The organism is Pseudomonas sp. NPDC086278, from assembly GCF_050280905.1.
In the GTDB taxonomy this organism is placed as follows: domain Bacteria; phylum Pseudomonadota; class Gammaproteobacteria; order Pseudomonadales; family Pseudomonadaceae; genus Aquipseudomonas.
This window is the reverse complement of the sequence record NZ_JBNNWE010000012.1, coordinates 35,459-56,505: the sequence shown is the minus strand read 5'-3', so window position 1 is coordinate 56,505 and position 21,047 is coordinate 35,459. Positions and strand designations below refer to the sequence as shown.

Below are 21,047 nucleotides of genomic sequence, written 5' to 3'. Positions count from 1 at the left end.
GCTCCGGGTGAATCAGAAGATCAAAACGGTAGTTGGAGATCAGGTGCAACACGCTTCAACTGGACTTTGAAAACGTCCTTGATGCGCTGCAGTTCAGCCTCGTCATCAGCCTCGAAACGCAGGACCAGCACCGGTGTGGTGTTGGACGCGCGCACCAGGCCCCAGCCTTTGGCGTAGTCGACTCGCACGCCGTCGATGGTGGTCAGGTCTGCGCCTTCGCCCCACTTTGCGTCGTGCAATGCATCAATGATGCTGAATTTGCTCTCTTCGGTCACATGGATATTGATTTCCGGCGTAGAAATATCGTTCGGGAAGGTCGCGAACAACTCCTCCGCCGTGGATTTTTCCTTGCTGAGGATTTCCAGCAGCCGCGCGGCGCTGTAGATGCCGTCGTCGAAACCGAACCAGCGTTCCTTGAAAAAGATGTGCCCGCTCATTTCGCCGGCCAACAGCGCGCCGGTTTGTTTCATTTTCTTTTTGATCAACGAGTGACCGGTCTTCCACATTAACGGACGACCGCCGTATTCCTTGATCAGCGGCGTCAGGCGCCGGGTGCATTTGACGTCGAAGATGATTTCCGCGTCAGCGTTGCGCGCGAGCACGTCGCGGGCGAACAGCATCAGCAGGCGGTCCGGGTAGACGATGCTGCCGGTGTTGGTCACCACGCCGACGCGGTCGCCGTCGCCGTCGAAAGCCAGGCCCAGGTCGGCGTTGGTTTCCTTGACCTTGGCGATCAGGTCGACGAGGTTTTCAGGCTTGCCCGGGTCCGGGTGGTGGTTCGGGAAGTTGCCGTCGACGTCGCAGAACAGCGGGATGACTTCGCAGTTCAGCGCTTCGATCAGTTGCGGGGCGATCACGCCGGCCGCGCCGTTACCGCAGTCGACCACGACTTTGAGGCGTCGGGCCAGTTTGATGTCCTGGACGATTTCGGTGTTGTAGCGGTCGAGAATGTTGACCTGGGTGACGCTGCCCTTGCCGCTACTCAGGTTATTGGTCTTGAGGCGGTCGTGCAGGGCCTGGATCTGTTCGTTGGCCAGGGTGTCGCCGGCGATGACGATTTTGAAGCCGTTGTAGTTCGACGGGTTGTGGCTGCCAGTGAGCATCACGCCCGATTTGCCGGCCAAGACGTTGGCGGCGTAGTACAGCGCCGGGGTTGGCACCAGGCCGACGTCGCTGACGTGGCAACCGCTGTCAGCCAGGCCTTTGATCAGTTGTTCGACCAGTTCCGGGCCGGACAAACGGCCGTCACGGCCAACGGACACGTTTGGCTCGTCCTGGGCCAGACTCTGGGCGCCAATGGCGCGACCGAGCCAGTAAGCGGTCTCAGCGTTCAAGAACTCCGGGACAGTGCCGCGAATGTCGTAGGCGCGGAAGATACTGTCGGGAAACTGGGGTGGGACTTGGGCTGGGTTGCTCATCTGTAGGAATGCTCCATCTCGAAAGTGACTGGACGGGCCTGCGAAGAACGCTTCGGCCGGCTCAAACTGAAGGGTATGACGGCGTTTTCCACAGAGAGTTCGTGGTGCGAAAAGGCCATGCCACCTGCGTTTGCGCGGTAATGGCCGGTCAATGCCTTGATTTTCAGTGGTAAATCTTCCAGATCAACTTCGCGTAATTCGGTGCAATACCTGTGGGAGCAGCCGGTCGACGCTCGATTGCTCGCGATAGCCGGATCCACAGATGACATCTTTGTCGAATGCGTAGCCGTCATCGCGAGCAAGCTCGCTCCCACAAAATCTTCAGTGGCTGCCGGAATGCCCGAAACCGCCCGCGCCGCGCTCGGTTTCAACGAACTCTTCGACCATCTCGAAGTGCGCTTGAACGACTGGAACCAAAACCAGTTGAGCCAGACGCTCGCCGACCACCATGTTGAAATCGGTCTGGCCACGGTTCCAGCACGAGACCATCAGCGGGCCCTGGTAATCAGAGTCGATCAAGCCGACCAGATTGCCGAGCACGATGCCGTGCTTATGGCCCAGGCCGGAACGCGGCAGAATCAGCGCGGCCAGGCCCGGATCGCCGATGTAGACCGACAGCCCGGTCGGGATCAGCACGGTTTCACCCGGCTTGATCACGGTGTCTTTTTCCAGCATGGCGCGCAGGTCGAGGCCGGCGGAGCCAGGGGTGGCGTACTGCGGCAGCGGAAATTCGGTACCGATGCGAGGGTCGAGGATCTTGGCTTGCAAAGCGTGCATGTAAATTAAACCTGGTTCAGACGGTCGGCGATAAAAGTGATCAGCTGGCGAGCAATCTTGCTCTTGCTGGTCTGGGCGAAAAGTGTGGCGTGGAGCTGGCGGTCGATCACGCTGCAGGCGTTTTCTTCACTGTTGAAGCCAATACTCGGGTTGGCGACGTCGTTGGCGACGATCAAATCGAGGTTCTTGTCTTTCAACTTGCGCGCGGCGTAATCGAGCAGGTGTTCGGTTTCGGCAGCGAAACCGACACTGAACGGACGGTCGGGGCGGGTGGAGATGGCGGCCAGGATGTCCGGGTTACGCACCATCTGTAGCAACAATCCGTCGCCGTTCGTAGGGTCTTTCTTGAGTTTCTGTGGGGCGACGACTTCCGGGCGGTAGTCCGCAACCGCTGCCGAGGCAATGAACAGGTCGCATGGGATCGCGGCTTCACAGGCAGCGAGCATGTCGCGGGCGCTGACCACGTCGATGCGCGTGACGCGATCCGGCGTTGGCAAGTGCACCGGGCCGGTGATCAAGGTCACGCGGGCGCCGGCTTCCACCGCCGCTTCGGCGAGGGCAAAGCCCATTTTCCCGGAGCTGTGGTTGGTGATGTAGCGCACCGGGTCGATGTTTTCCTGGGTCGGGCCTGCGGTAATCAGCACGTGTTTGCCAGTCAGTGCCTGGCGCTTGAAGCAGTCCGCGGCGCATTGGGCCAGTTCGACGGCTTCGAGCATGCGTCCCAGGCCCACGTCGCCACAGGCCTGGCTACCGGAGGCCGGGCCGAAGGCTTTGATGTCCCGGCTTTCGAGGGTTTGCAGGTTGGCCTGGGTGGCCGGGTCGCGCCACATGGCCTGGTTCATTGCGGGCGCTACGGCGACGACGGCGTCGGTGGCCAGCACCAGCGTGGTCAGCAAATCGTCGGCGATGCCTTGGGCCAAACGGGCGATCAGGTCCGCGGTGGCGGGGGCGATCAGCACCATGTCGGCCCATTTCGCCAGCTCGATGTGGCCCATCGCGGCTTCGGCCGCCGGGTCCAGCAGGTCGAGATGGACCGGGTGGCCGGACAAGGCCTGCATGGTCAGCGGGGTGATGAACTCGGCGCCGCCACGGGTCATGACCACGCGCACTTCGGCGCCCTGATCGATCAGGCGGCGAACCAGGTCGGCGCTCTTGTAGGCAGCGATGCCGCCGCCGACGCCCAGAACGATGCGTTTCCGATACAGCCGCTGCATAGGTCTGCCTTTCAATTCGATGGTGACTGCATGGCGATACCCCCTCCCCAGGGATGAAATCGCCAGCAAAAAAGATGGGCTACGATATCACAGCGACCGCTATGGAACAGCGGGGCCCACAGACCAGGGAGGTGTTATGAGTATTCGTGATTGGCCGGCGGCCGAGCGACCGCGAGAAAGGTTATTGGAGTTGGGCTCGGCGAGCCTTTCAGACGCCGAACTGTTGGCGATTTTCCTGCGGACCGGAGTGTCCGGTAAAAGCGCAGTGGACTTGGCGCGGCACCTGTTGCATCAGTTCGGCAGCCTGCGTTCGCTGCTTGAGGCGGATCAACAAACATTCAGCAAGCAATTAGGGCTAGGACCTGCGAAATTCGCGCAGTTGCAGGCGGCGCAGGAGATGGGCCGACGGCATTTGGCCGAACGCGCGCGTCAGAAAACGGCGCTGGAAAACCCGCAGGCCGTTCGTGATTACCTGAAATCGATGCTGCGCCACGAGCCACACGAGGTGTTTGGCTGTCTGTTTCTGGATTCCAGGCATCAAGTGCTGATCTTTGAAGTGCTGTTTCGCGGCTCCATCGACTGCACCAGCGTTTATCCGCGCCAAGTGGTCAAGCGTGCTTTGGCCCACAACGCTGCGGCGTTGATCCTCTGCCACAACCATCCTTCGGGCAATTCCAACCCCAGCCAGGCGGATCGACTGCTGACCAAGCGCCTGCAAGAGGCGCTGGATCTGATCGATGTGCGGGTGCTCGACCATTTCATCGTCGGGGACGGCGAGCCGCTGTCGATGGCCGAGTATGGGTGGATGTAGCGAGAGCGGGCAACGCAAACCCCCTGTGGGAGCGGGCTTGCTCGCGAAGGCGGTGCATCAATCAGCAGTGATGTTGAATGAAATGGCCCTATCGCGAGCAAGCCCGCTCCCACAGGTTGTGTGGTGACGCTATTACTTGAAGCTGACTTTGGAATAGTCCTGACGCCCAAACGGGCTGACCTGATAACCCTCAACATCTTTAAGCGTCAGCGCAAACGCCGTCGGGTGCGCCAGTGGCAGCCACAGCGCCTGCTGCTGGATCTGCGCCTGGGCCTGTTCATACAGCTTGGTGCGCACACCTTGCTCGCCCGTGGTCTTGCCGGCGCTGATCAGCTTGTCCAGATCCTGATTGCAGTAGCGCGCGAAGTTGGTGCCGGACTTGACCGCCGCGCAGGAAAATTGCGGCGTGAGGAAGTTGTCCGGGTCGCCGTTGTCACCCGCCCAGCCCATGAACAGCAGGTCGTGCTCGCCAGCCTTGGCGCGGCGAATCAGTTCGCCCCATTCGATCACGCGAATCTCGGCCTGAATGCCGATTTCGGCGAGGTCGGACTGAAGCAGTTGCGCGCCGAGGCTTGGGTTAGGGTTGAGTGTGCTGCCGGTAGGACGGGTCCAGATGGTGGTCTTGAAGCCATCCTTCAGCCCGGCCTTGGCCATCAATGCCTTGGCCTTTTCCACGTCATACGGATAACCCGGCAAGCCCTTCGCGTAGCTCCAGGTGTTCGGCGGATACGGGCCATTAGCGGCTTCGGCGGTGTCTTCGAACACGGCCTTGACGTAATTGGCCTTGTCGAACGCGAGGTTGATCGCCTGGCGCACTTCAGGTTTGTCCAGTGGCGGATGCTGGCTGTTGATGCCGACGAATGCGGTCATGAACGCGTCAGTCTTTTCGACTTTAAGCGTCGGCTCCTTCAGCGCGGCCTGTACGTCCAGAGGCTTGGGCGAAAGGGCGATCTGGCACTCGCTGCGGCGCAATTTCTGCAAACGGACGTTGGCGTCCGGCGTGATGGCGAAGATCAGCGGGTCCACCGACGGCTTTCCGCCGAAATAGTCCGGGTTGGCCTTGTAGCGAATCGACGCGTCTTTCTGGAACCGGGTGAACACGAACGGGCCGCTGCCGATCGGCTGGCTGTTGAGCTTCTCCGGGGTGCCGGCCTTCAACAATTTGTCGGCGTATTCGGCGGAGTAGATCGAGGCGAACCCCATGCTCAGGGTGGCGAGGAAGGTCGAGTCCGGATGATCAAGGGTGAAGCGCACGGTGAGCGGGTCGAGCGCGTCAATCTTCTTGATCAACGCTGGCAACTGCATCGATTGTGCGTGTGGGAAGCCGCTCTGGGCCACTTTGTGCCACGGGTTTGCCGGATCGAGCATGCGGTCGAAGCTGAATTTCACGTCTTCCGCGCTCAGGTTACGTGTCGGGCTGAAGTAATCGGTGCGGTGAAATTTCACCTGCGGATGCAGCTTGAACACGTACGACAGGCCGTCCGGCGAGACTTCCCAGCTGTCCGCGAGGCTGGCGACCACTTTGCCGCTGGCGGTGTCGAAGTCCACCAGGCGGTTCATCAGCACGTCGGCCGAGGCGTTGGTGGTGGTCAGCGAATTGTATTGCACCACGTCGAACCCTTCGGGGCTGGCCTCGGTGCAGACGGTCAGAGCGGCGGCCATGGCCTGCGGGCTCAGCAGCAGAGGAGCAAACAATAGCGGTAGGGCAGCGAGGCGCATGGTCGGATTCCTTTACAGATCGAAGGCCCATCTGCAAGTGCAGTCTGGAAAAGGCTTACCCTAGTGGGCTCTTTTGCAAATGACTATCCCCTTTTTCATTTTAAGGGGACTATGTGCGCTTGTTTTCGGTGATGCGGGCCGAGGAAAACCCGGAATTGGTCGATTGGCCGATTCTCTGCGACGAGCGGTCTTAATCGACGACAGCCTTTATCCAAGGCGCCCGGCGACGGAAAAACGGGGGATTTATCAAGTCCGCGCACACGGAATGTTGTTGCTCTTCAGTCTTTCTGGTATAAAGCAGCGCTCTTTTCTAGGGGCCCGGTTCCTTCACTGTAGGTGTAGCCGGTAAGACCTCTAAAGAAACGCGGCGCCTGGCGCCAAATGACTGAGAGATTAAGCGGCCAACCCATGCCGGGTTGGGCATGTGGTTTTAGAGGGCTGAGGCATGTCGAGAGTATGTCAAGTTACCGGTAAGGGTCCGGTGACTGGGAATAACATTTCCCACGCAAACAACAAAACCCGTCGTCGTTTCCTGCCGAACCTGCAGCATCACCGCTTCTGGGTTGAAGAAGAGAAACGTTTCGTGCGTCTGCGCGTATCTGCCAAAGGCATGCGTATCATCGACAAGCGTGGCATCACTGTCGTGCTGGCCGAAATCCGCAAAGCCGGCAAGATCTAAGGGAGCTAATCATGCGTGAATTGATTCGTTTGATTTCGAGCGCCGGTACTGGTCACTTCTACACTACCGACAAGAACAAGCGTACTACTCCGGACAAAATCGAGATCAAGAAATTTGATCCGGTTGTTCGCAAGCACGTGATCTACAAAGAAGGCAAAATCAAGTAATTGATTTTTCCAACTTACGAAAAAGGCCCGTATCGCGAGATACGGGCCTTTTTTGTTGCCTGATGGTTATGTGTTGTCTGTCAGGGCCCCTTCGCGAGCAAGCCCGCTCCCACAGGGGATTTGTGGCACTCACAAAACTAGTGTGGGAGCAGGCTTGCTCGCGAAAGCGTCATCCCGGATGACACAAATCCTTAAGCCTTCGGTTCAAACGCCACGTAAATCTTGCGGCACGGCTCCAACACTTCCCATGTTCCTCTGAATCCGGCAGGGACCACAAAGCGATCGCCCGCGCGCACGGTCTTGCTGTTGCCGTCGTTGTCGCGCAGCACTGAAACGCCCTGAATGATCTCGCAGTATTCATGCTCGGTGAAGTTCACATGCCACTGGCCGACTGCGCCTTCCCAGACGCCCGCGTTCAGCTGGCCGCACGGGCTGTTGTAGTGGTTGTAGAGTGCGTGCTCGGGATCGCCCTTGAGGACTTTCGCCGCGTCTGGTCGATAGCGCTCGGGCGCGGTGGTGGCTTGGTTGAAGTCGACGACATCCTGGATATTCATTGTTGTAATTCCCCGTGATTACGGCGCGTTGGCTGAAAAGACGCAAAGTCTATGTTTATTAAAATGAACATCGCAAGGCCGTTTGCCGGCCTTATGTCAAATATATTGAAACTACACCGGTCGCTGGTTTAGGGTGGCGGTTGCCTTGGGCCGAACATGCAGGCTGGCCGGGCAGAATTCCTGGGGACGCCCGCGAAGAACGCGGGGCTCTCGTATTCAATAAGAGGAGGACACTCGAATGACCACCCTGACTCGTGCCGATTGGGAGCAACGGGCTCGCGATCTGAAGATCGAAGGCCGCGCCTACATCAATGGCGAATACACCGATGCCGTCTCCAGCGAGACCTTCGAGTGCATCAGCCCGGTCGATGGCCGTCTGCTGGGCAAGGTTGCCAGCTGTGACGCCGCCGACGCCCAGCGTGCGGTTGAAAACGCTCGCGCCACGTTCAATTCCGGTGTCTGGTCGCGCCTGGCGCCAACCAAACGCAAAGCCACCATGATTCGTTTCGCCGGCCTGCTCAAACAGCACGCCGAAGAGTTGGCCCTGCTTGAAACCCTGGACATGGGCAAGCCGATCAGCGATTCCCTCTACATCGACGTTCCCGGCGCGGCGCAAGCCCTGAGCTGGAGCGGTGAGGCCATCGACAAGATCTACGACGAAGTCGCCGCCACCCCGCACGATCAACTGGGTCTGGTGACTCGCGAGCCGGTCGGCGTTGTCGGCGCCATCGTGCCGTGGAACTTCCCGTTGATGATGGCCTGCTGGAAACTCGGCCCGGCGCTGTCCACCGGTAACTCGGTGATCCTCAAGCCGTCGGAAAAATCCCCGCTGACCGCCATCCGCATCGCGGCACTGGCCGTTGAAGCCGGCATCCCGAAAGGCGTGCTGAACGTCCTGCCAGGCTACGGCCACACCGTCGGCAAGGCCCTGGCCCTGCATAACGATGTGGACACGCTGGTGTTCACCGGTTCGACCAAGATCGCCAAGCAGTTGCTGATCTACTCCGGCGAATCGAACATGAAGCGCGTCTGGCTCGAAGCCGGCGGCAAGAGCCCGAACATCGTGTTCGCCGATGCGCCGAATCTGCAAGAGGCTGCCGAAGCCGCTGCTGGCGCCATCGCCTTCAACCAGGGCGAAGTCTGCACCGCCGGTTCGCGTCTGCTGGTCGAGCGTTCGATCAAGGACAAATTCCTGCCGCTGGTGATCGAAGCGCTGAAAACCTGGAAGCCGGGCAACCCGCTGGACCCGGCGACCAACGTCGGCGCGCTGGTGGATACCCAACAGATGAACACCGTGCTGTCCTACATCGAGTCCGGCCACACCGACGGCGCCAAACTGGTGGCTGGCGGCAAACGTATTCTTCAGGAAACCGGCGGCACGTACGTTGAGCCAACGATTTTCGACGGTGTCAGCAACGCGATGAAAATCGCCCAGGAAGAAATCTTTGGCCCGGTGCTGTCGGTCATCGCTTTCGACACCGCCGAAGAAGCCATCGCGATTGCCAACGACACGCCTTACGGCCTGGCCGCTGCGGTATGGACCAAGGACATCTCCAAGGCTCACCTGACCGCCCGCGCACTGCGCGCCGGTAGCGTGTGGGTCAACCAATACGACGGCGGCGACATGACCGCACCGTTTGGTGGTTTCAAACAGTCGGGCAACGGCCGCGATAAATCGCTGCACGCGTTCGACAAGTACACCGAACTGAAGGCGACCTGGATCAAGTTGTAAGCCCGTGAAGGAGCCCGATTTTAGACCGGGCTCCTGAACGACGCAGATCCCTGTGGGAGCGGGCTTGCTCGCGAAGGCGCCGTAACAGCCAACGATGATGTGGGCTGTGATGGCCTCTTCGCGAGCAAGCCCGCTCCCACATTTGTTTTGTGCCGTGCCGGAAAAATAATATCCACAGGAGCGTGGAACATGCGTTGGGCGACGTATTTCGCCGTGTTGGCGTCTGTCTTGAGTGTGGGTCTGGCCCTTGGCGTCAGCATGCCGCTGGTGTCCTTTCGCCTGGAAAGTTGGGGCTACGGCTCGTTCGCCATCGGCGTGATGGCCGCCATGCCGGCCATTGGTGTTTTGTTGGGGGCGAAGATTTCCAGCCACCTGGCGGCGCGCTTTGGCACGGCCAATCTGATGCGCCTGTGCCTGTGGGCCGGGGCACTTTCCATTGGGTTGCTGGCGTTGTTGCCGAGCTATCCGGTGTGGCTGGTGTTGCGATTGATGATTGGCGTGATCCTGACGCTGGTGTTCATCCTCGGTGAAAGCTGGATCAACCAACTGGTGGTCGAACAATGGCGCGGGCGCCTGGTGGCGCTGTACGGCAGCAGCTATGCGCTGAGTCAGTTGGCCGGGCCGATACTGCTGGGCGTTTTGGGCACTGATCACGATTACGGATTCTGGGTCGGCGTCGGTTTGCTGATGGTCGCGCCTTTTCTGTTGCTCGGTCGCAGCGGCGCGCCTTCCAGCGAAGCGTGCAGCGTGACCTTTGGCGACTTGTTGGCCTTTTGTCGCGGCTTGCCGGCGATTGCCTGGGGAGTCGCGTTGTTCGCCGCTTTCGAGGCGATGATCCTGACCCTGTTACCGGTGTATTGCCTGCGCCAGGGCTTCACCACGGAAATCGCCCTGGCGATGGTCAGCACCGTGGTGGTGGGTGATGCGTTGCTGCAATTGCCGATTGGCGCACTGGCCGATCGCTTGTCCCGGCGCACGCTGTTTACCGGTTGCGCGGTGGTGTTGCTGCTGTCGAGCCTGGCGATTCCGTTGTTGATCGACACGCTGCTGATCTGGCCACTGTGGGTGTTGTTTGGCGCCAGCGCGGGCGGCCTGTTCACCTTGTCGCTGATCCTGATCGGCGAACGTTACCGCGATGATGCGCTGGTGCGCGCCAATGCGCATATCGCGCAGTTGTGGGGCATTGGCTGTCTGGTCGGGCCGTTGGCCGCCGGGGCCGGCAGCCAGTGGATCAGCGGCCATGCGTTGCCGCTGCTGATGGCGGCGGGGGCATTGGGGTTGGTGATTTTGTTAATGCGCGAAGGGGCGTTCGGCGCCGCACAACCGGCCTGAATGTGAACACAAAGCTGTGGCGAGGAAGCTTTTGTGGAGAGGCCTTTTGTGGCGAGGAAGCTTTTGTGGTGAGGAGGCTTTTGTGGAGAAGGGCCTTTTGTGGTGAGGAGGCTTTTGTGGCGAGGGGGCTTGCCCCCGTTCGCCTGCGCAGCAGGCGCAAAAACTATTCAATCGCGGAATATGTCGTCAATTTTGGGGCTGCTTTGCAGCCCAACGGGGGCAAGCCCCCTCGCCACAATTGATCACCTGGTGGCTGGTTACAACATCCGCTCCAGGCCCACGGTGGTGCTCATCCACGCATTGAAACGTCGCCACCAGCTTCCCGGTTCTTCGGTCAGCGTGTGCATTTTGCCGTCATCCTCGGTCACCCAAACCACCTTGCCGTCTTGCAGTTCTGCCTCATAACTCAGCGGCGGCGCCATGCCTTGCATCGCCAGTTCGCGGACATGGGCGGCCAGCTCCGGGCTGTCCACCAACACCCCAACCTCGGTGTTCCACAGCACCGAACGCGGGTCGAAGTTGAACGAGCCGATGAAGGATTTCTGCTGGTCGAAGATCATCGCTTTGCTGTGCAGGCTGGAGTCGGAGCCCTGATAGGCCGAGCGCCGGAACAGATGCGGACCGCTGCCGCTCCCCGAGCCCGGCTGGCGGCGCAATTCGAACAACTTCACGCCGTGCTCCAGCAACGCCTTGCGATACGGTGCGTAGCCGCCGTGCACCGCTGGCACGTCGGTCGCTTCAAGCGAGTTGGTCAGCAAACTCACCGACACCCCGGCGTCGGCACGCCCGGTCAGGTACACCAGCCCCGGTTGGCCAGGCACGAAGTACGCCGAAATCATGATCAATTCTTTACTGACGCCGTTCAGTTCGGGCGCCAGTTGCGTCGTCAGCAACAGCTGCGGGTCGGGTTCGCCCTTGGCCAGCACCTTGCTAGGTGCGTCCCACAGCGCCTGATTCCAGGCCCAGATCAACTGTCGGCGCCAGATGTCCATGCGCGGGTGCGTGGTGTAGACCATCAATTGCTGGTAGAGCGCATGATTCTGTTTGCGCGTTTCCTCCAGCGACTCTTCCAGCCGGGTCCGGGTGTTTTCCAGGTCCTTGGCCGTCGGTTTGCTGGAAAGGAATTCGTCGATCGGTTTACTCAGCGCGCTGTTCCAGTATTGGTCGAAGCTATGCCCCAACTGCTCAGCCACCGGGCCGACGCTGAGCATGTCGATGTCGGTGAAATTCAGGTTGGGCTCGGCGTCGAAATACTCGTCGCCCAGGTTGCGCCCGCCGACAATGGCCACGCTGTTGTCCGCCAGCCACAGTTTGTTGTGCATGCGTCGGTGTTGCTGCGACAGGTTGAACAGGCGGCCCAGGGTCCGCGTCACGCCGGTGCTGCGGCCCAGGTGCAGCGGGTTGAACAGGCGGATCTGGATTTGCGGATGCGCCGCCAGCGTCGCGATGACCTGGTCCAGGCCATCGCTGGTGGTGTCGTCGAGCAGGATGCGCACCCGCACGCCACGGTCGGCAGCCTTCAGCAGTTCATCCACCAGCATCCGCGTACTGATGCCGTCATGGACGATGTAGTACTGCAAGTCGAGGCTGATCTGGGCGTTGCGGATCAGCTCGGCGCGGGCGGTAAAGGCCTCGGTGCTGTTGGACAGCAGGCGAAAGCCGGACTGTCCCTGATGAGGCGCGGCTTGTGCCTGAATCGAGCGGCCGAACGCCGAATTGCCGGCGGGCAATGCCTGGCTCGCTTCGCGTGGGGCGTCGAGGCTGGCGCAACCGCCGAGGAACGCGGCGAGTAGCAGAAGAGCGAGCAGGGGCTGTCTGACTCTCACGTGGGATCGTTCCGATTGGCGGCAGGTCTCGGCATATGACGCTGGTTTCCACAGAAAGGTCAGTCGAGGGTGGAGGTTTGCGCCAGCAGTTTGATCGCCGCTGCGCCCACCTTGCGCACCGCCTCTTCAATCAACGGTGATGGCTTGGCAGCGTAGTTCATGCGCAGGCAATTGCGGTACTTGCCCGAGGCGGAAAAAATGCTGCCCACGGCAATCTGTACGCCTTGATCGTGCAGGGCACGATTCAGTTTGAGGGTGTCGAAGCCGTCCGGCAGCTCGACCCACAGCATGAAGCTGCCTTGCGGGCGACTGGCGCGAGTGCCGGCGGGGAAGTAGCGCGTTACCCAATCGATCATCAAGTCGCGATTGCGCTGGTATTGCGTACGCATCCGCCGCAAATGCGGTTCGAAATGTCCGGCTTTGAGAAATTCGGCGATAGCAATCTGCGGTTGCGGAGCGGTCGAGCCAGTGCTGATGTATTTCATGTGCAGCACGCGTTCCAGATAGCGTCCGGGCGCGACCCAGCCAATGCGCAGGCCGGGCGCCAAGGTCTTGGAAAATGAACTGCACAGCAGCACGCGGCCGTCTTCGTCGAAGGATTTGATCGTGCGCGGTCGCGGGTAGCTGTAGGCCAGTTCGCCATACACATCGTCCTCGATGATCGCCACGTCAAAACGCTGTGCGAGCGTCAACAACGCGCGTTTGCGCGATTCCGGCATGATGTAGCCCAGCGGGTTGTTGCAGTTGGGCGTCAACTGTATGGCTTTGATCGGCCATTGCTCCAGCGCCAGTTCGAGCGCGTCGAGGCTGATTCCGGTGATCGGGTCGGTGGGGATTTCCAGGGCTTTCATGCCCAGGCCCTTGAGCGTTTGCATGGCGCCGTGAAAGCTCGGCGAGTCCACGGCCACAATATCGCCCGGCTCGCAAATCGAGCGAATGCTGGTGGAGAGCGCTTCGTGGCAGCCGGTGGTAATCACCAAGTCGTGAGCGTTCAGTTGACAGCCGGCATCAAGCATCAGGCGCGCGATCTGTTCACGCAGTTCGAGGGTGCCGTAGATGTTGTCGTAATACAGGCCGGGCATGTCCTGCCGCCGACTGATTCGCGCGAGGTTGCGCAGCAGCGGTTTCATGGTCGGCGTGGTGATGTCCGGCATGCCGCGACCCAGTTGCACCACGTCCTTGCGCGGGACGGCGCGAATCAGTTCCAGCACTTGGTCCCACTGCGAGATATCCACCGGGCGCTGGGCCGGACGCCCAATCGCCGGCAACTCCGGCAGCTCGCGACCCGCCGGTACGAAGTAGCCGGACTTGGGTTTCGGAGTCGCCAACCCGCTGTCTTCCAGAACGCGATACGCCTGCTGCACGGTGCTCAGGCTGACGCCATGCTCAACACTCAACGCCCGTACCGAGGGCAGCCGGTCGCCGGGGCGATAGAAGCCCTGTTCGATCCGTGTGCCGAGCAATTCGGCGAGGTTGACGTAAAGGGTCATGGCGCAGCCTCGGTGTGGTGAATTCGGTTAACCAGTACAGATTTGGCAAAAATAGACGATTCAGACGCGGAAACGGCAAATCTGTATGGAGTTAATACAGTCTGTTTGAATCTGTAATGCTTTTTCTCGTCCGCGCATCATGAAAGCTCTGGCTATCCAAGTAAACAGGAGCAATCAAAATGAACGGCTTGAGCGATGTGCGGCTGACGTTACACAGTCAGGAACTGGCGGCAGGGCAAATCAACGGTGCACGCGAAGCGATCATGCGCAACGCGCCGTCCGGCCTGGGTCGCTGGAGTCTGTTCTGGCATCGTTTGCACACGCGCAGGGCGTTGCTGGAGTTGACTCCGGAGCAACTGAAGGATGTGGGGCTGACGTGGGAACAGGCGCGGGAGGAGGGGCTTAAGCCTTTCTGGCGGGTCTGAGTGGTGGGCTGTCCTTTAGATCCATTCGCGAGCAAGCCCGCTCCCACAGGTGATTTGTGTCGCTCACAAATCCCCTGTGGAAGCGGGCTTGCTCGCGAAGACGTCGGCATAGGCGCTGAAAATCCCTCAGACCAGCTCCTTCATCCGATGCCACAACATCCCCAGCGCCAACAACGGCGAACGCAAATGCCTGCCGCCGGGGAAGGTGATGTGCGGCACGCGGGCAAACAGATCAAACCCGCCACCTTGCTGCCCGCTGATCGCCTCGGCCAGCAACTTGCCCGCCAGGTGCGTGGCATTCACCCCGTGGCCGGAATACGCCTGTGCGTAATACACATTCGGCTGATCGTCGAGCCGGCCGATCTGCGGCAGGCGATTAGCGCCGATGCCAATCATTCCGCCCCATTGATAGTCGATTTTCACGCTGGCCAGTTGCGGGAACACCTCGAGCATTTTCGGCTGCATGTAGGCGCCGATGTCCTTCGGGTCGCGGCCTGAATAGTGACAGGCGCCCCCGAACAGCAAGCGCCGATCTGCCGAGAGCCGGTAGTAATCCAGCGCCACCCGTTGATCACAGACCGCCATGTTCTGCGGCAGCAGCGAGTGCGCCAGTTCTTCGCTCAAGGGCTCGGTGGCGATGATGTAGCTGCCGGCGGGCAAGACCTTGCCGCTGAGGTGCGGGTTGAGATCGTTGAGGTAGGCGTTGCAGCCCAACACCAATGTCTTGGCGCGAACCAAACCCTGAGCCGTATGGACTTTGACCTCCTGGCCGTAGTCGATGCGGGTCACCGCCGAATACTCGAACAACTGCGCGCCCAGTTGTTGTGCGGCGGCGGCTTCACCGAGTGCCAGGTTCAGCGGGTGCAAATGACCCGAGCCCATGTCGATCAAGCCACCGACGTAGCGCTTCGATCCCACCACGGTGTGCATGTCATGGGCTTGCAGCAGGCGGGTTTCGTAGCGGTAACCGAGGCTGCGCAGTTCCTCGGCGTCTTCGGCAAAACCGTCGAGCTCTTTCGGTTTGTTAGCCAGGTCGCAGTAACCCCAGGTCAGGTCGCACGGGATCTGAAAGCGTTCGACGCGCTGCCGGACGATCTCCACCGCTTCCAGGCCCATGAGTTTCATCTGGCGCACACCGTCGGCGCCGATTACCTTGGCAAACTGATCGAGGCCATGGCCGACGCCACGAATCAATTGCCCGCCGTTACGGCCGCTGGCGCCCCAGCCGATCTTGCGGGCTTCCAGCAGCACCACACGGAAACCGCGTTCGGCCAGTTCGAGCGCGGTATTCAACCCGGAAAAACCACCGCCGACCACGCACACATCGGCCACTATTTCGCCGGTCAGCACCGGATGTTCGGGCTGCGGCAGGCTGCTGGCGGCGTAATACGAGGCGGTGTGTTGGGCACGGGCATTCATGCGCGTCATCCTGATGCTGGTGTCTGAAAAATTTGACGGAGCATAAGCCGGAGCTTCCGGCGCGGGCAACATTGGTCGGTTGCCGCTGTATCGATCCGCGTCTTTGCTTCAGACTCGCGCTCTATCCCGCTTTTGGTCACCGCTTCGATGAGCTGCAACCGCCAGACAATTCGCACGCTACGGCAGCAAATTCCCTCATTCGAGTGCGTGCCCGGCTGCCATGACTGCTGCGGGCCGGTGACTACCTCGCCGGAAGAAATGTCGCGGCTGCCGCGCAAGACTCGCGCCGAGCAGGACGCGGCGATGGATGAACTCAACTGCGTGCACCTCGGGCCGAATGGCTGCACGGTGTACGACGAGCGGCCGCTGATCTGCCGGTTGTTTGGTACGACGAAGACGCTGCCGTGCCCTAATGGACGGCGGCCGGTGGAGCTGATTCATCCGCAGGTGGAAAAGCAGATTCATGAGTACATGGCCAGTACTCGGCAGGTGTTGGTTTGAGTGTTGAGTTCTTTTGACGAGACCGCATCGCGGCCCTCGCGGGCAAGCCCGCAGCCACAGGGGTCGCGTTGTGGGAGCGGGCTTGCTCGCGAAGGCGGCCGATCAGGCACCGCAAGGCTCAATCCGGAATCGGCAAACTCAAGCTCTCTTTCACTTCTTCCATCACGATGTAGCTCTTGGATTCGCGCACATGCGGCAGTTTGAGCAGGATGTCGCCCAGCAACTTGCGGTACGAGGCCATCTCGGAAATCCGCGCCTTCACCAGGTAATCGAAATCCCCTGACACCAGGTGGCACTCCAGCACGTGCGGCAGTTTCAGCACCGCGCGTCGGAACTCTTCGAAAGTATCCCCCGATTTGTAGTCCAGGCTGATCTCGACGAACACCAGGAGACTACCCTTCAAGTGCTGCGGATTGAGCCGGGCGTTGTAGCCCATGATGATCCCTTCGCGCTCCAGCCGGCGGACCCGCTCGGTGCAGGGCGTGGTCGAGAGCCCGACCTTTTCCCCAAGTTCCGTGAAGGAAATTCGCCCGTCCGCTTGCAGGATCCGCAGGATGTTGCGATCGATCTTGTCCAGCTCACGTTTGGTCTGAGTGTTGGTACGCATAGGGGATGCGCCTCCGTGAAAAGGGTTTTTGCCGAGAATTGTCGCCAAATATAGGCATTTATATAGTGAAATGCACTGCCTAAACTTTTTTACACTGCTCGCATCTTCGGTCTGAACAACACACGTCAGCGGCACGCCGCGATGAGGGATATGAAAATGCGCGTTATGGTCTTGGGTAGCGGCGTCATCGGTACCGCCAGTGCTTACTATCTGGCCCGTGCCGGGTTTGAAGTGGTGGTTGTGGACCGTCAGCCGGCTGCGGCCATGGAGACCAGTTTCGCCAACGCAGGCCAGGTGTCGCCGGGTTATGCCTCGCCGTGGGCCGCGCCGGGCGTGCCGCTCAAGGCCATCAAGTGGTTGCTGCAACGCCACGCACCGCTGGCGATCAAGGCCACGGCCGACATCGATCAATACCTGTGGATGGCGCAGATGCTGCGCAACTGCACCGCCAGCCGTTATGCGGTGAACAAAGAGCGCATGGTCCGTCTGTCCGAGTACAGCCGTGACTGCCTCGACGAATTGCGCGCCGAAACCGGGATTGCCTACGAAGGCCGCAGCCTCGGCACCACCCAATTGTTCCGCACCCAGGCTCAGCTCGACGGCGCCGCGAAAGACATCGCCGTGCTGAAAGAGTCCGGCGTACCGTTCGAATTGCTCGACCGCGCCGGCATTGCCCGCGTCGAGCCGGCGCTGGCGAACGTCACCGATATTCTTGCCGGTGCCCTGCGCCTGCCGAACGACCAGACCGGCGACTGCCAGATCTTCACCACCCGCCTCGCCGAAATGGCGGTGAAACTGGGCGTGGAGTTCCGCTTCGGTCAGGACATCCAGACCCTCGACTTCGCCGGTGATCGCATCAACGGTGTGTGGATCGACGGCAAGCTGGAAACTGCTGACCGCTACGTCCTGGCGCTCGGCAGCTACTCGCCGCAACTGCTCAAGCCGTTGGGCATCAAGGCTCCGGTGTATCCGCTCAAGGGTTATTCGCTGACCGTGCCGATTACCAACCCGGCGATGTCGCCGACGTCGACCATTCTCGACGAGACCTACAAGGTCGCGATCACCCGTTTCGACAACCGCATCCGCGTCGGCGGCATGGCGGAGATCGCCGGTTTTGACCTGTCGCTGAACCCGCGTCGGCGCGAAACCCTGGAGATGATCGTCAACGACCTTTATCCTCAGGGCGGCGATCTGGCACAGGCGAGCTTCTGGACCGGCCTGCGCCCGACCACCCCGGACGGCACGCCAATCGTTGGTGCGACGCCGTTCAAGAATCTGTTCCTGAACACCGGTCACGGCACACTCGGCTGGACCATGGCCTGCGGCTCCGGTCGCTTGCTGGCTGACCTGATGGCGAAGAAAACGCCGCAGATCAGCGCCGAAGGCCTCGATATTTCCCGTTACGGCAATTCATCTCAGGAGTCCGCAAAACATGGCAATCCAGCGCCAGCTCACCAATGAGCGCATGAGTCAGATCGTCGCTCATAACGGAACCGTGTATCTGGCAGGGCAAGTCGGCGATGACATGAGCGCCGGGATTGAACAGCAGACCCGCGAAACCCTCGCCAACATCGAGCGTTTGCTGGACCTGGCCGGCACCGACAAGAGCCATCTGCTGTCGGTGACGATTTACCTGAAAGACATCGACGCGCATTTCGCCGGCATGAATTCGGTGTGGGACAAGTGGCTGCCAAAAGGCGTCGCCCCGGCCCGCGCGACCGTTGAATCGAAGCTGTGTGAACCGGGCATTCTGGTCGAGCTGTCGGTCATCGCCGCTCTGCCATAAGCCAGATCCCTCTTCCGGCGCTGTTAACGGTTTACGCCGTCAGCCAGCGCCGGTTTTTTCTTCCCGATGACCGACTAGAAGTCTGCCGCCATGCGTCCTGCCCGTGCCCTGATCGACCTCCAAGCCCTGCGTCAAAATTACCGGATCGCTCGTGAAATCACCGGGGCCAAAGCCCTCGCGGTGATCAAGGCCGATGCCTATGGACATGGCGCAGTGCGTTGCGCCCAAGCCCTGGAAGCCGAGGCCGACGGTTTTGCCGTGGCCTGCATCGAAGAAGCCCTGGAATTGCGCGGCGCAGGCATTCGGGCGCCGGTGTTGCTGCTGGAGGGTTTCTTCGAAGCCGATGAGTTGTCGTTGATCGTCGAGCACGACTTCTGGTGCGTGGTGCATTCGTTGTGGCAGCTCGAAGCCATCGAAAAAGCCTCGTTGGGCAAGCCGATCACGGTCTGGCTCAAGCTCGATTCGGGCATGCACCGCGTCGGCCTGCATCCCAAGGATTATCAGGCGGCCTATCAACGGCTGCTGGCCAGCGGCAACGTCGAAAAAGTTGTGCTGATGAGCCACTTTGCGCGGGCCGATGAATTGCACGAACAGTCCAGCAATGAGCAAGTCGCTGTGTTCGAAGCCGCGCGCAAAGGCTTGTCGGCCGAGATCAGCCTGCGTAATTCGCCCGCGGTGCTCGGTTGGCCGCAGATTCCAAGTGATTGGGTGCGTCCCGGCATCATGCTTTACGGCGCGACGCCGTTCGAAGAAGCCAACACTGTGGCCGCTCGCCTGCAACCGGTGATGACCCTGGAATCGAAAGTGATTTGCGTTCGGGAACTGCCCGCCGGCGAGCCCATCGGTTACGGCGCCCGATTCATTACGCCCAAGCCGATGCGCGTGGGTGTGGTCGCGATGGGGTACGCCGACGGTTATCCGCGTCAGGCGCCGACCGGTACGCCGGTCATGGTCGCCGGCCAGCGCAGTCAGTTGATTGGCCGGGTGTCGATGGACATGCTCTGCATCGATCTGACCGATGTACCGCAGGCCGGTCTCGGTTCGACCGTCGAGTTGTGGGGCAAAAACATCCTCGCCAGCGAAGTCGCGGCGGCGGCAGACACAATCCCTTACCAGATCTTCTGCAACCTGCGCCGCGTGCCAATGCTCTATTGCGAGGGTTAGGGGCAAACGCGCCTGACCGGAAGTCGCCTCTGCCGAGAGGATTCAGGACCAAGTGTTGTAAATACTGAACGCTGTCGCCATGATAACGCTCGATATTTCTACAACCTGAATCCCTGGAGGCGCAAGCATTGGACGTCGGTGAGCGACTGCAATCCATCCGTAAGCTCAAAGGTCTTTCGCAGCGTGAGCTCGCCAAGCGCGCGGGTGTCACCAACAGCACGATTTCGATGATCGAGAAAAACAGCGTCAGCCCCTCGATCAGTTCGCTGCGCAAAGTCCTGAGCGGGATTCCCATGTCCATGGTCGAGTTCTTTTCCGAAGAGATCCTGCAGGAAAAGCCGACGCAGATCGTCTACAAAGCCAACGAACTGATCGATATTTCCGATGGCGCCGTGACCATGAAACTGGTCGGCCGGGCACACCCGAGCCGGGCTATCGCCTTCCTCAATGAAATCTATCCGCCAGGCGCCGACACGGGTGAAGAGATGCTCACCCATGAAGGCGAGGAAACCGGGATTCTGGTGGAGGGTCGACTGGAACTGGTGGTCGGGGCTGAAACTTTTGTGCTTGAAGCCGGCGATAGCTACTACTTTGAAAGTACCAAGCCGCATCGTTTCCGCAATCCGTTCGATGCGCCGGCGCGACTAATCAGCGCAGCGACTCCTGCGAATTTCTAAGTAGAGAAGGCGCCCGGCCCATCAGGCCGAGGCACCCCGGCGGTTTTTGCGCCGTCGCCTAAGACCCCTTCGACTTTGGGGTTGTTTCAGTGTGGCGGGCTAACCGCTATACTTGCGCCCGCCAGCGAACCGTGGCCGTAGGCGTGACTAGCCACCATTGAGGGTGAACGCGTGAACCTAATTATGAAAATGCTGGCTGCACCAGCAACCGTACTGGCCCTATGGGCTGTCAGCGCTCAAGCTGCGACTACCGACGATATTGCAAAACGCCTGGCGCCAGTCGGTCAGGTGTGTGTGCAAGGTCAAGAGTGCAAGGGTATGGAAGTTGCCGCCTCTGCTGGCGGCGGTGGCGGCGCTAAAACGCCGGACGAAGTGATTGCAAAACATTGCAACGCTTGCCACGGTACCGGCCTGTTGGGCTCGCCGAAAATCGGCGACGCGGCGGACTGGGGCAAACGTGCCAAAGAACAAGGCGGGCTTGACGGTCTGCTGGCGAAAGCCATCAGCGGCATCAACTCCATGCCGCCAAAAGGCACCTGCGCCGACTGCTCCGATCCTGAGCTGAAGGGCGCAATCGAGAAGATGTCCGGCCTGAAATAAGCCGCCTCTTCAGCAAAAAGCCGCTTGCGAGCGGCTTTTTTGTGCCTGAAATTCTGTCCTGAAGTGAATGAATATTCCCTGTGGGAGCGGCGGTGTTTGCCTGATTTGGCTGCTGAGGCTGTTCAATGCAGCAAAGACCCGGCAAGCTC

At 60.4% G+C, this 21,047-nt stretch carries 20 protein-coding genes and 1 pseudogene; 12 read left to right on the top strand and 9 right to left on the bottom strand.

Going from position 1 to position 21,047, the window contains the following annotated elements:
* Positions 1–20: 20 nt before the first annotated feature.
* The 3 genes and pseudogenes from ACQKP4_RS06010 to coaBC form a co-directional block, all read right to left on the bottom strand.
* Positions 21–1,394 (bottom strand): annotated as a pseudogene (locus tag ACQKP4_RS06010) (phosphomannomutase/phosphoglucomutase); the annotation flags it as partial.
* 345 nt (positions 1,395–1,739) lie between these two features.
* A complete protein-coding gene (gene dut, locus ACQKP4_RS06005) occupies positions 1,740–2,195 on the bottom strand; it encodes a dUTP diphosphatase (RefSeq protein WP_059403885.1) in 456 nt (151 codons plus the stop codon).
* Between the two features lie 5 nt (positions 2,196–2,200).
* Entirely contained in the window at positions 2,201–3,409 is a 1,209-nt protein-coding gene (gene coaBC, locus ACQKP4_RS06000; protein ID WP_427631318.1) for a bifunctional phosphopantothenoylcysteine decarboxylase/phosphopantothenate--cysteine ligase CoaBC, read from the bottom strand.
* Between the two features lie 136 nt (positions 3,410–3,545).
* Between coaBC and radC the strand changes: the two genes are divergently transcribed.
* Positions 3,546–4,220 (top strand): RadC family protein, encoded by a 675-nt coding sequence (gene radC, locus ACQKP4_RS05995; protein ID WP_427631316.1) that lies wholly within the window; start codon positions 3,546–3,548, stop codon positions 4,218–4,220.
* 132 nt (positions 4,221–4,352) lie between these two features.
* On the opposite strand, the gene ACQKP4_RS05990 is transcribed toward radC, so the two are convergent.
* Positions 4,353–5,939: an ABC transporter substrate-binding protein gene (locus ACQKP4_RS05990; RefSeq protein ID WP_427631314.1), complete on the bottom strand. Its 1,587-nt coding sequence runs from the start codon at positions 5,937–5,939 to the stop codon at positions 4,353–4,355.
* A gap of 445 nt (positions 5,940–6,384) precedes the next feature.
* Here ACQKP4_RS05990 and rpmB point away from each other — a divergent pair, with 445 nt between their 5' ends.
* Complete coding sequence (rpmB, locus tag ACQKP4_RS05985; RefSeq protein WP_007894701.1) at positions 6,385–6,618, top strand: 50S ribosomal protein L28; 234 nt, start codon at positions 6,385–6,387, stop codon at positions 6,616–6,618.
* Between the two features lie 11 nt (positions 6,619–6,629).
* Positions 6,630–6,785 carry a 50S ribosomal protein L33 gene (gene rpmG, locus ACQKP4_RS05980; RefSeq protein ID WP_007894709.1) on the top strand — a complete coding sequence of 52 codons (156 nt, stop codon included), beginning with the start codon at positions 6,630–6,632 and terminating at the stop codon, positions 6,783–6,785.
* Between the two features lie 191 nt (positions 6,786–6,976).
* Here rpmG and ACQKP4_RS05975 read toward each other — a convergent pair whose 3' ends face one another.
* Positions 6,977–7,339: a cupin domain-containing protein gene (locus tag ACQKP4_RS05975; protein WP_427631312.1), complete on the bottom strand. Its 363-nt coding sequence runs from the start codon at positions 7,337–7,339 to the stop codon at positions 6,977–6,979.
* A gap of 238 nt (positions 7,340–7,577) precedes the next feature.
* Between ACQKP4_RS05975 and ACQKP4_RS05970 the strand changes: the two genes are divergently transcribed.
* Both ACQKP4_RS05970 and ACQKP4_RS05965 read left to right on the top strand, forming a co-directional pair.
* Positions 7,578–9,071 carry an aldehyde dehydrogenase gene (locus tag ACQKP4_RS05970; protein WP_427631310.1) on the top strand — a complete coding sequence of 498 codons (1,494 nt, stop codon included), beginning with the start codon at positions 7,578–7,580 and terminating at the stop codon, positions 9,069–9,071.
* Between the two features lie 189 nt (positions 9,072–9,260).
* The gene (locus ACQKP4_RS05965) at positions 9,261–10,403 is read left to right on the top strand and encodes an MFS transporter (protein WP_427631308.1); all 1,143 of its coding nucleotides are present in this window, start codon (positions 9,261–9,263) and stop codon (positions 10,401–10,403) included.
* 257 nt (positions 10,404–10,660) lie between these two features.
* On the opposite strand, the gene ACQKP4_RS05960 is transcribed toward ACQKP4_RS05965, so the two are convergent.
* Together ACQKP4_RS05960 and ACQKP4_RS05955 are read right to left on the bottom strand one after the other, a co-directional pair.
* Complete coding sequence (locus tag ACQKP4_RS05960) at positions 10,661–12,229, bottom strand: phospholipase D family protein (protein ID WP_427631306.1); 1,569 nt, start codon at positions 12,227–12,229, stop codon at positions 10,661–10,663.
* A gap of 59 nt (positions 12,230–12,288) precedes the next feature.
* Entirely contained in the window at positions 12,289–13,719 is a 1,431-nt protein-coding gene (locus tag ACQKP4_RS05955) for a PLP-dependent aminotransferase family protein (protein WP_427631304.1), read from the bottom strand.
* Between the two features lie 179 nt (positions 13,720–13,898).
* Between ACQKP4_RS05955 and ACQKP4_RS05950 the strand changes: the two genes are divergently transcribed.
* Entirely contained in the window at positions 13,899–14,144 is a 246-nt protein-coding gene (locus ACQKP4_RS05950; RefSeq protein WP_427631302.1) for a DUF1127 domain-containing protein, read from the top strand.
* Positions 14,145–14,270: 126 nt separating this feature from the next.
* Here the strand turns inward: ACQKP4_RS05950 and ACQKP4_RS05945 are convergent, their stop codons facing one another.
* The gene (locus tag ACQKP4_RS05945; RefSeq protein ID WP_427631300.1) at positions 14,271–15,563 is read right to left on the bottom strand and encodes an NAD(P)/FAD-dependent oxidoreductase; all 1,293 of its coding nucleotides are present in this window, start codon (positions 15,561–15,563) and stop codon (positions 14,271–14,273) included.
* 147 nt (positions 15,564–15,710) lie between these two features.
* On the opposite strand from ACQKP4_RS05945, the gene ACQKP4_RS05940 reads away from it, so the two are divergent.
* On the top strand, positions 15,711–16,064 hold the full coding sequence (locus ACQKP4_RS05940; RefSeq protein WP_427631299.1) for a YkgJ family cysteine cluster protein: 354 nt from the start codon (positions 15,711–15,713) through the stop codon (positions 16,062–16,064).
* A 118-nt stretch (positions 16,065–16,182) separates the two neighbouring features.
* Here ACQKP4_RS05940 and ACQKP4_RS05935 read toward each other — a convergent pair whose 3' ends face one another.
* Positions 16,183–16,671 carry an Lrp/AsnC ligand binding domain-containing protein gene (locus ACQKP4_RS05935; protein ID WP_003177284.1) on the bottom strand — a complete coding sequence of 163 codons (489 nt, stop codon included), beginning with the start codon at positions 16,669–16,671 and terminating at the stop codon, positions 16,183–16,185.
* Positions 16,672–16,827: 156 nt separating this feature from the next.
* On the opposite strand from ACQKP4_RS05935, the gene dadA reads away from it, so the two are divergent.
* From dadA to ACQKP4_RS05910, 5 genes are all read left to right on the top strand, one after another.
* On the top strand, positions 16,828–18,132 hold the full coding sequence (dadA, locus tag ACQKP4_RS05930) for a D-amino acid dehydrogenase (RefSeq protein WP_427631296.1): 1,305 nt from the start codon (positions 16,828–16,830) through the stop codon (positions 18,130–18,132).
* Positions 18,104–18,457 (top strand): RidA family protein, encoded by a 354-nt coding sequence (locus tag ACQKP4_RS05925; protein WP_427631294.1) that lies wholly within the window; start codon positions 18,104–18,106, stop codon positions 18,455–18,457. The genes dadA and ACQKP4_RS05925 overlap by 29 nt, the downstream gene beginning before the upstream one ends.
* 90 nt (positions 18,458–18,547) lie before the next feature.
* Positions 18,548–19,621: an alanine racemase gene (gene alr / locus ACQKP4_RS05920; RefSeq protein ID WP_427631292.1), complete on the top strand. Its 1,074-nt coding sequence runs from the start codon at positions 18,548–18,550 to the stop codon at positions 19,619–19,621.
* Between the two features lie 128 nt (positions 19,622–19,749).
* A complete protein-coding gene (locus ACQKP4_RS05915) occupies positions 19,750–20,298 on the top strand; it encodes a cupin domain-containing protein (protein WP_427631290.1) in 549 nt (182 codons plus the stop codon).
* Between the two features lie 183 nt (positions 20,299–20,481).
* A complete protein-coding gene (locus tag ACQKP4_RS05910) occupies positions 20,482–20,898 on the top strand; it encodes a c-type cytochrome (RefSeq protein WP_427631370.1) in 417 nt (138 codons plus the stop codon).
* Positions 20,899–21,047: the final 149 nt, after the last annotated feature.

Excerpts from the sequence above, each read along its gene's own strand:
- dut (WP_059403885.1), bottom strand. The coding sequence starts at position 2,195 with ATGCACGCTTTGCAAGCCAAGATCCTCGACCCTCGCATCGGTACCGAA.
- coaBC (WP_427631318.1), bottom strand. The coding sequence starts at position 3,409 with ATGCAGCGGCTGTATCGGAAACGCATCGTTCTGGGCGTCGGCGGCGGC.
- radC (WP_427631316.1), top strand. The coding sequence starts at position 3,546 with ATGAGTATTCGTGATTGGCCGGCGGCCGAGCGACCGCGAGAAAGGTTA.
- ACQKP4_RS05990 (WP_427631314.1), bottom strand. The coding sequence starts at position 5,939 with ATGCGCCTCGCTGCCCTACCGCTATTGTTTGCTCCTCTGCTGCTGAGC.
- rpmB (WP_007894701.1), top strand. The coding sequence starts at position 6,385 with ATGTCGAGAGTATGTCAAGTTACCGGTAAGGGTCCGGTGACTGGGAAT.
- rpmG (WP_007894709.1), top strand. The coding sequence starts at position 6,630 with ATGCGTGAATTGATTCGTTTGATTTCGAGCGCCGGTACTGGTCACTTC.
- ACQKP4_RS05975 (WP_427631312.1), bottom strand. The coding sequence starts at position 7,339 with ATGAATATCCAGGATGTCGTCGACTTCAACCAAGCCACCACCGCGCCC.
- ACQKP4_RS05970 (WP_427631310.1), top strand. The coding sequence starts at position 7,578 with ATGACCACCCTGACTCGTGCCGATTGGGAGCAACGGGCTCGCGATCTG.
- ACQKP4_RS05965 (WP_427631308.1), top strand. The coding sequence starts at position 9,261 with ATGCGTTGGGCGACGTATTTCGCCGTGTTGGCGTCTGTCTTGAGTGTG.
- ACQKP4_RS05955 (WP_427631304.1), bottom strand. The coding sequence starts at position 13,719 with ATGACCCTTTACGTCAACCTCGCCGAATTGCTCGGCACACGGATCGAA.
- ACQKP4_RS05950 (WP_427631302.1), top strand. The coding sequence starts at position 13,899 with ATGAACGGCTTGAGCGATGTGCGGCTGACGTTACACAGTCAGGAACTG.
- ACQKP4_RS05945 (WP_427631300.1), bottom strand. The coding sequence starts at position 15,563 with ATGAATGCCCGTGCCCAACACACCGCCTCGTATTACGCCGCCAGCAGC.
- ACQKP4_RS05940 (WP_427631299.1), top strand. The coding sequence starts at position 15,711 with ATGAGCTGCAACCGCCAGACAATTCGCACGCTACGGCAGCAAATTCCC.
- ACQKP4_RS05935 (WP_003177284.1), bottom strand. The coding sequence starts at position 16,671 with ATGCGTACCAACACTCAGACCAAACGTGAGCTGGACAAGATCGATCGC.
- dadA (WP_427631296.1), top strand. The coding sequence starts at position 16,828 with ATGCGCGTTATGGTCTTGGGTAGCGGCGTCATCGGTACCGCCAGTGCT.
- ACQKP4_RS05925 (WP_427631294.1), top strand. The coding sequence starts at position 18,104 with ATGGCAATCCAGCGCCAGCTCACCAATGAGCGCATGAGTCAGATCGTC.
- alr (WP_427631292.1), top strand. The coding sequence starts at position 18,548 with ATGCGTCCTGCCCGTGCCCTGATCGACCTCCAAGCCCTGCGTCAAAAT.
- ACQKP4_RS05910 (WP_427631370.1), top strand. The coding sequence starts at position 20,482 with ATGAAAATGCTGGCTGCACCAGCAACCGTACTGGCCCTATGGGCTGTC.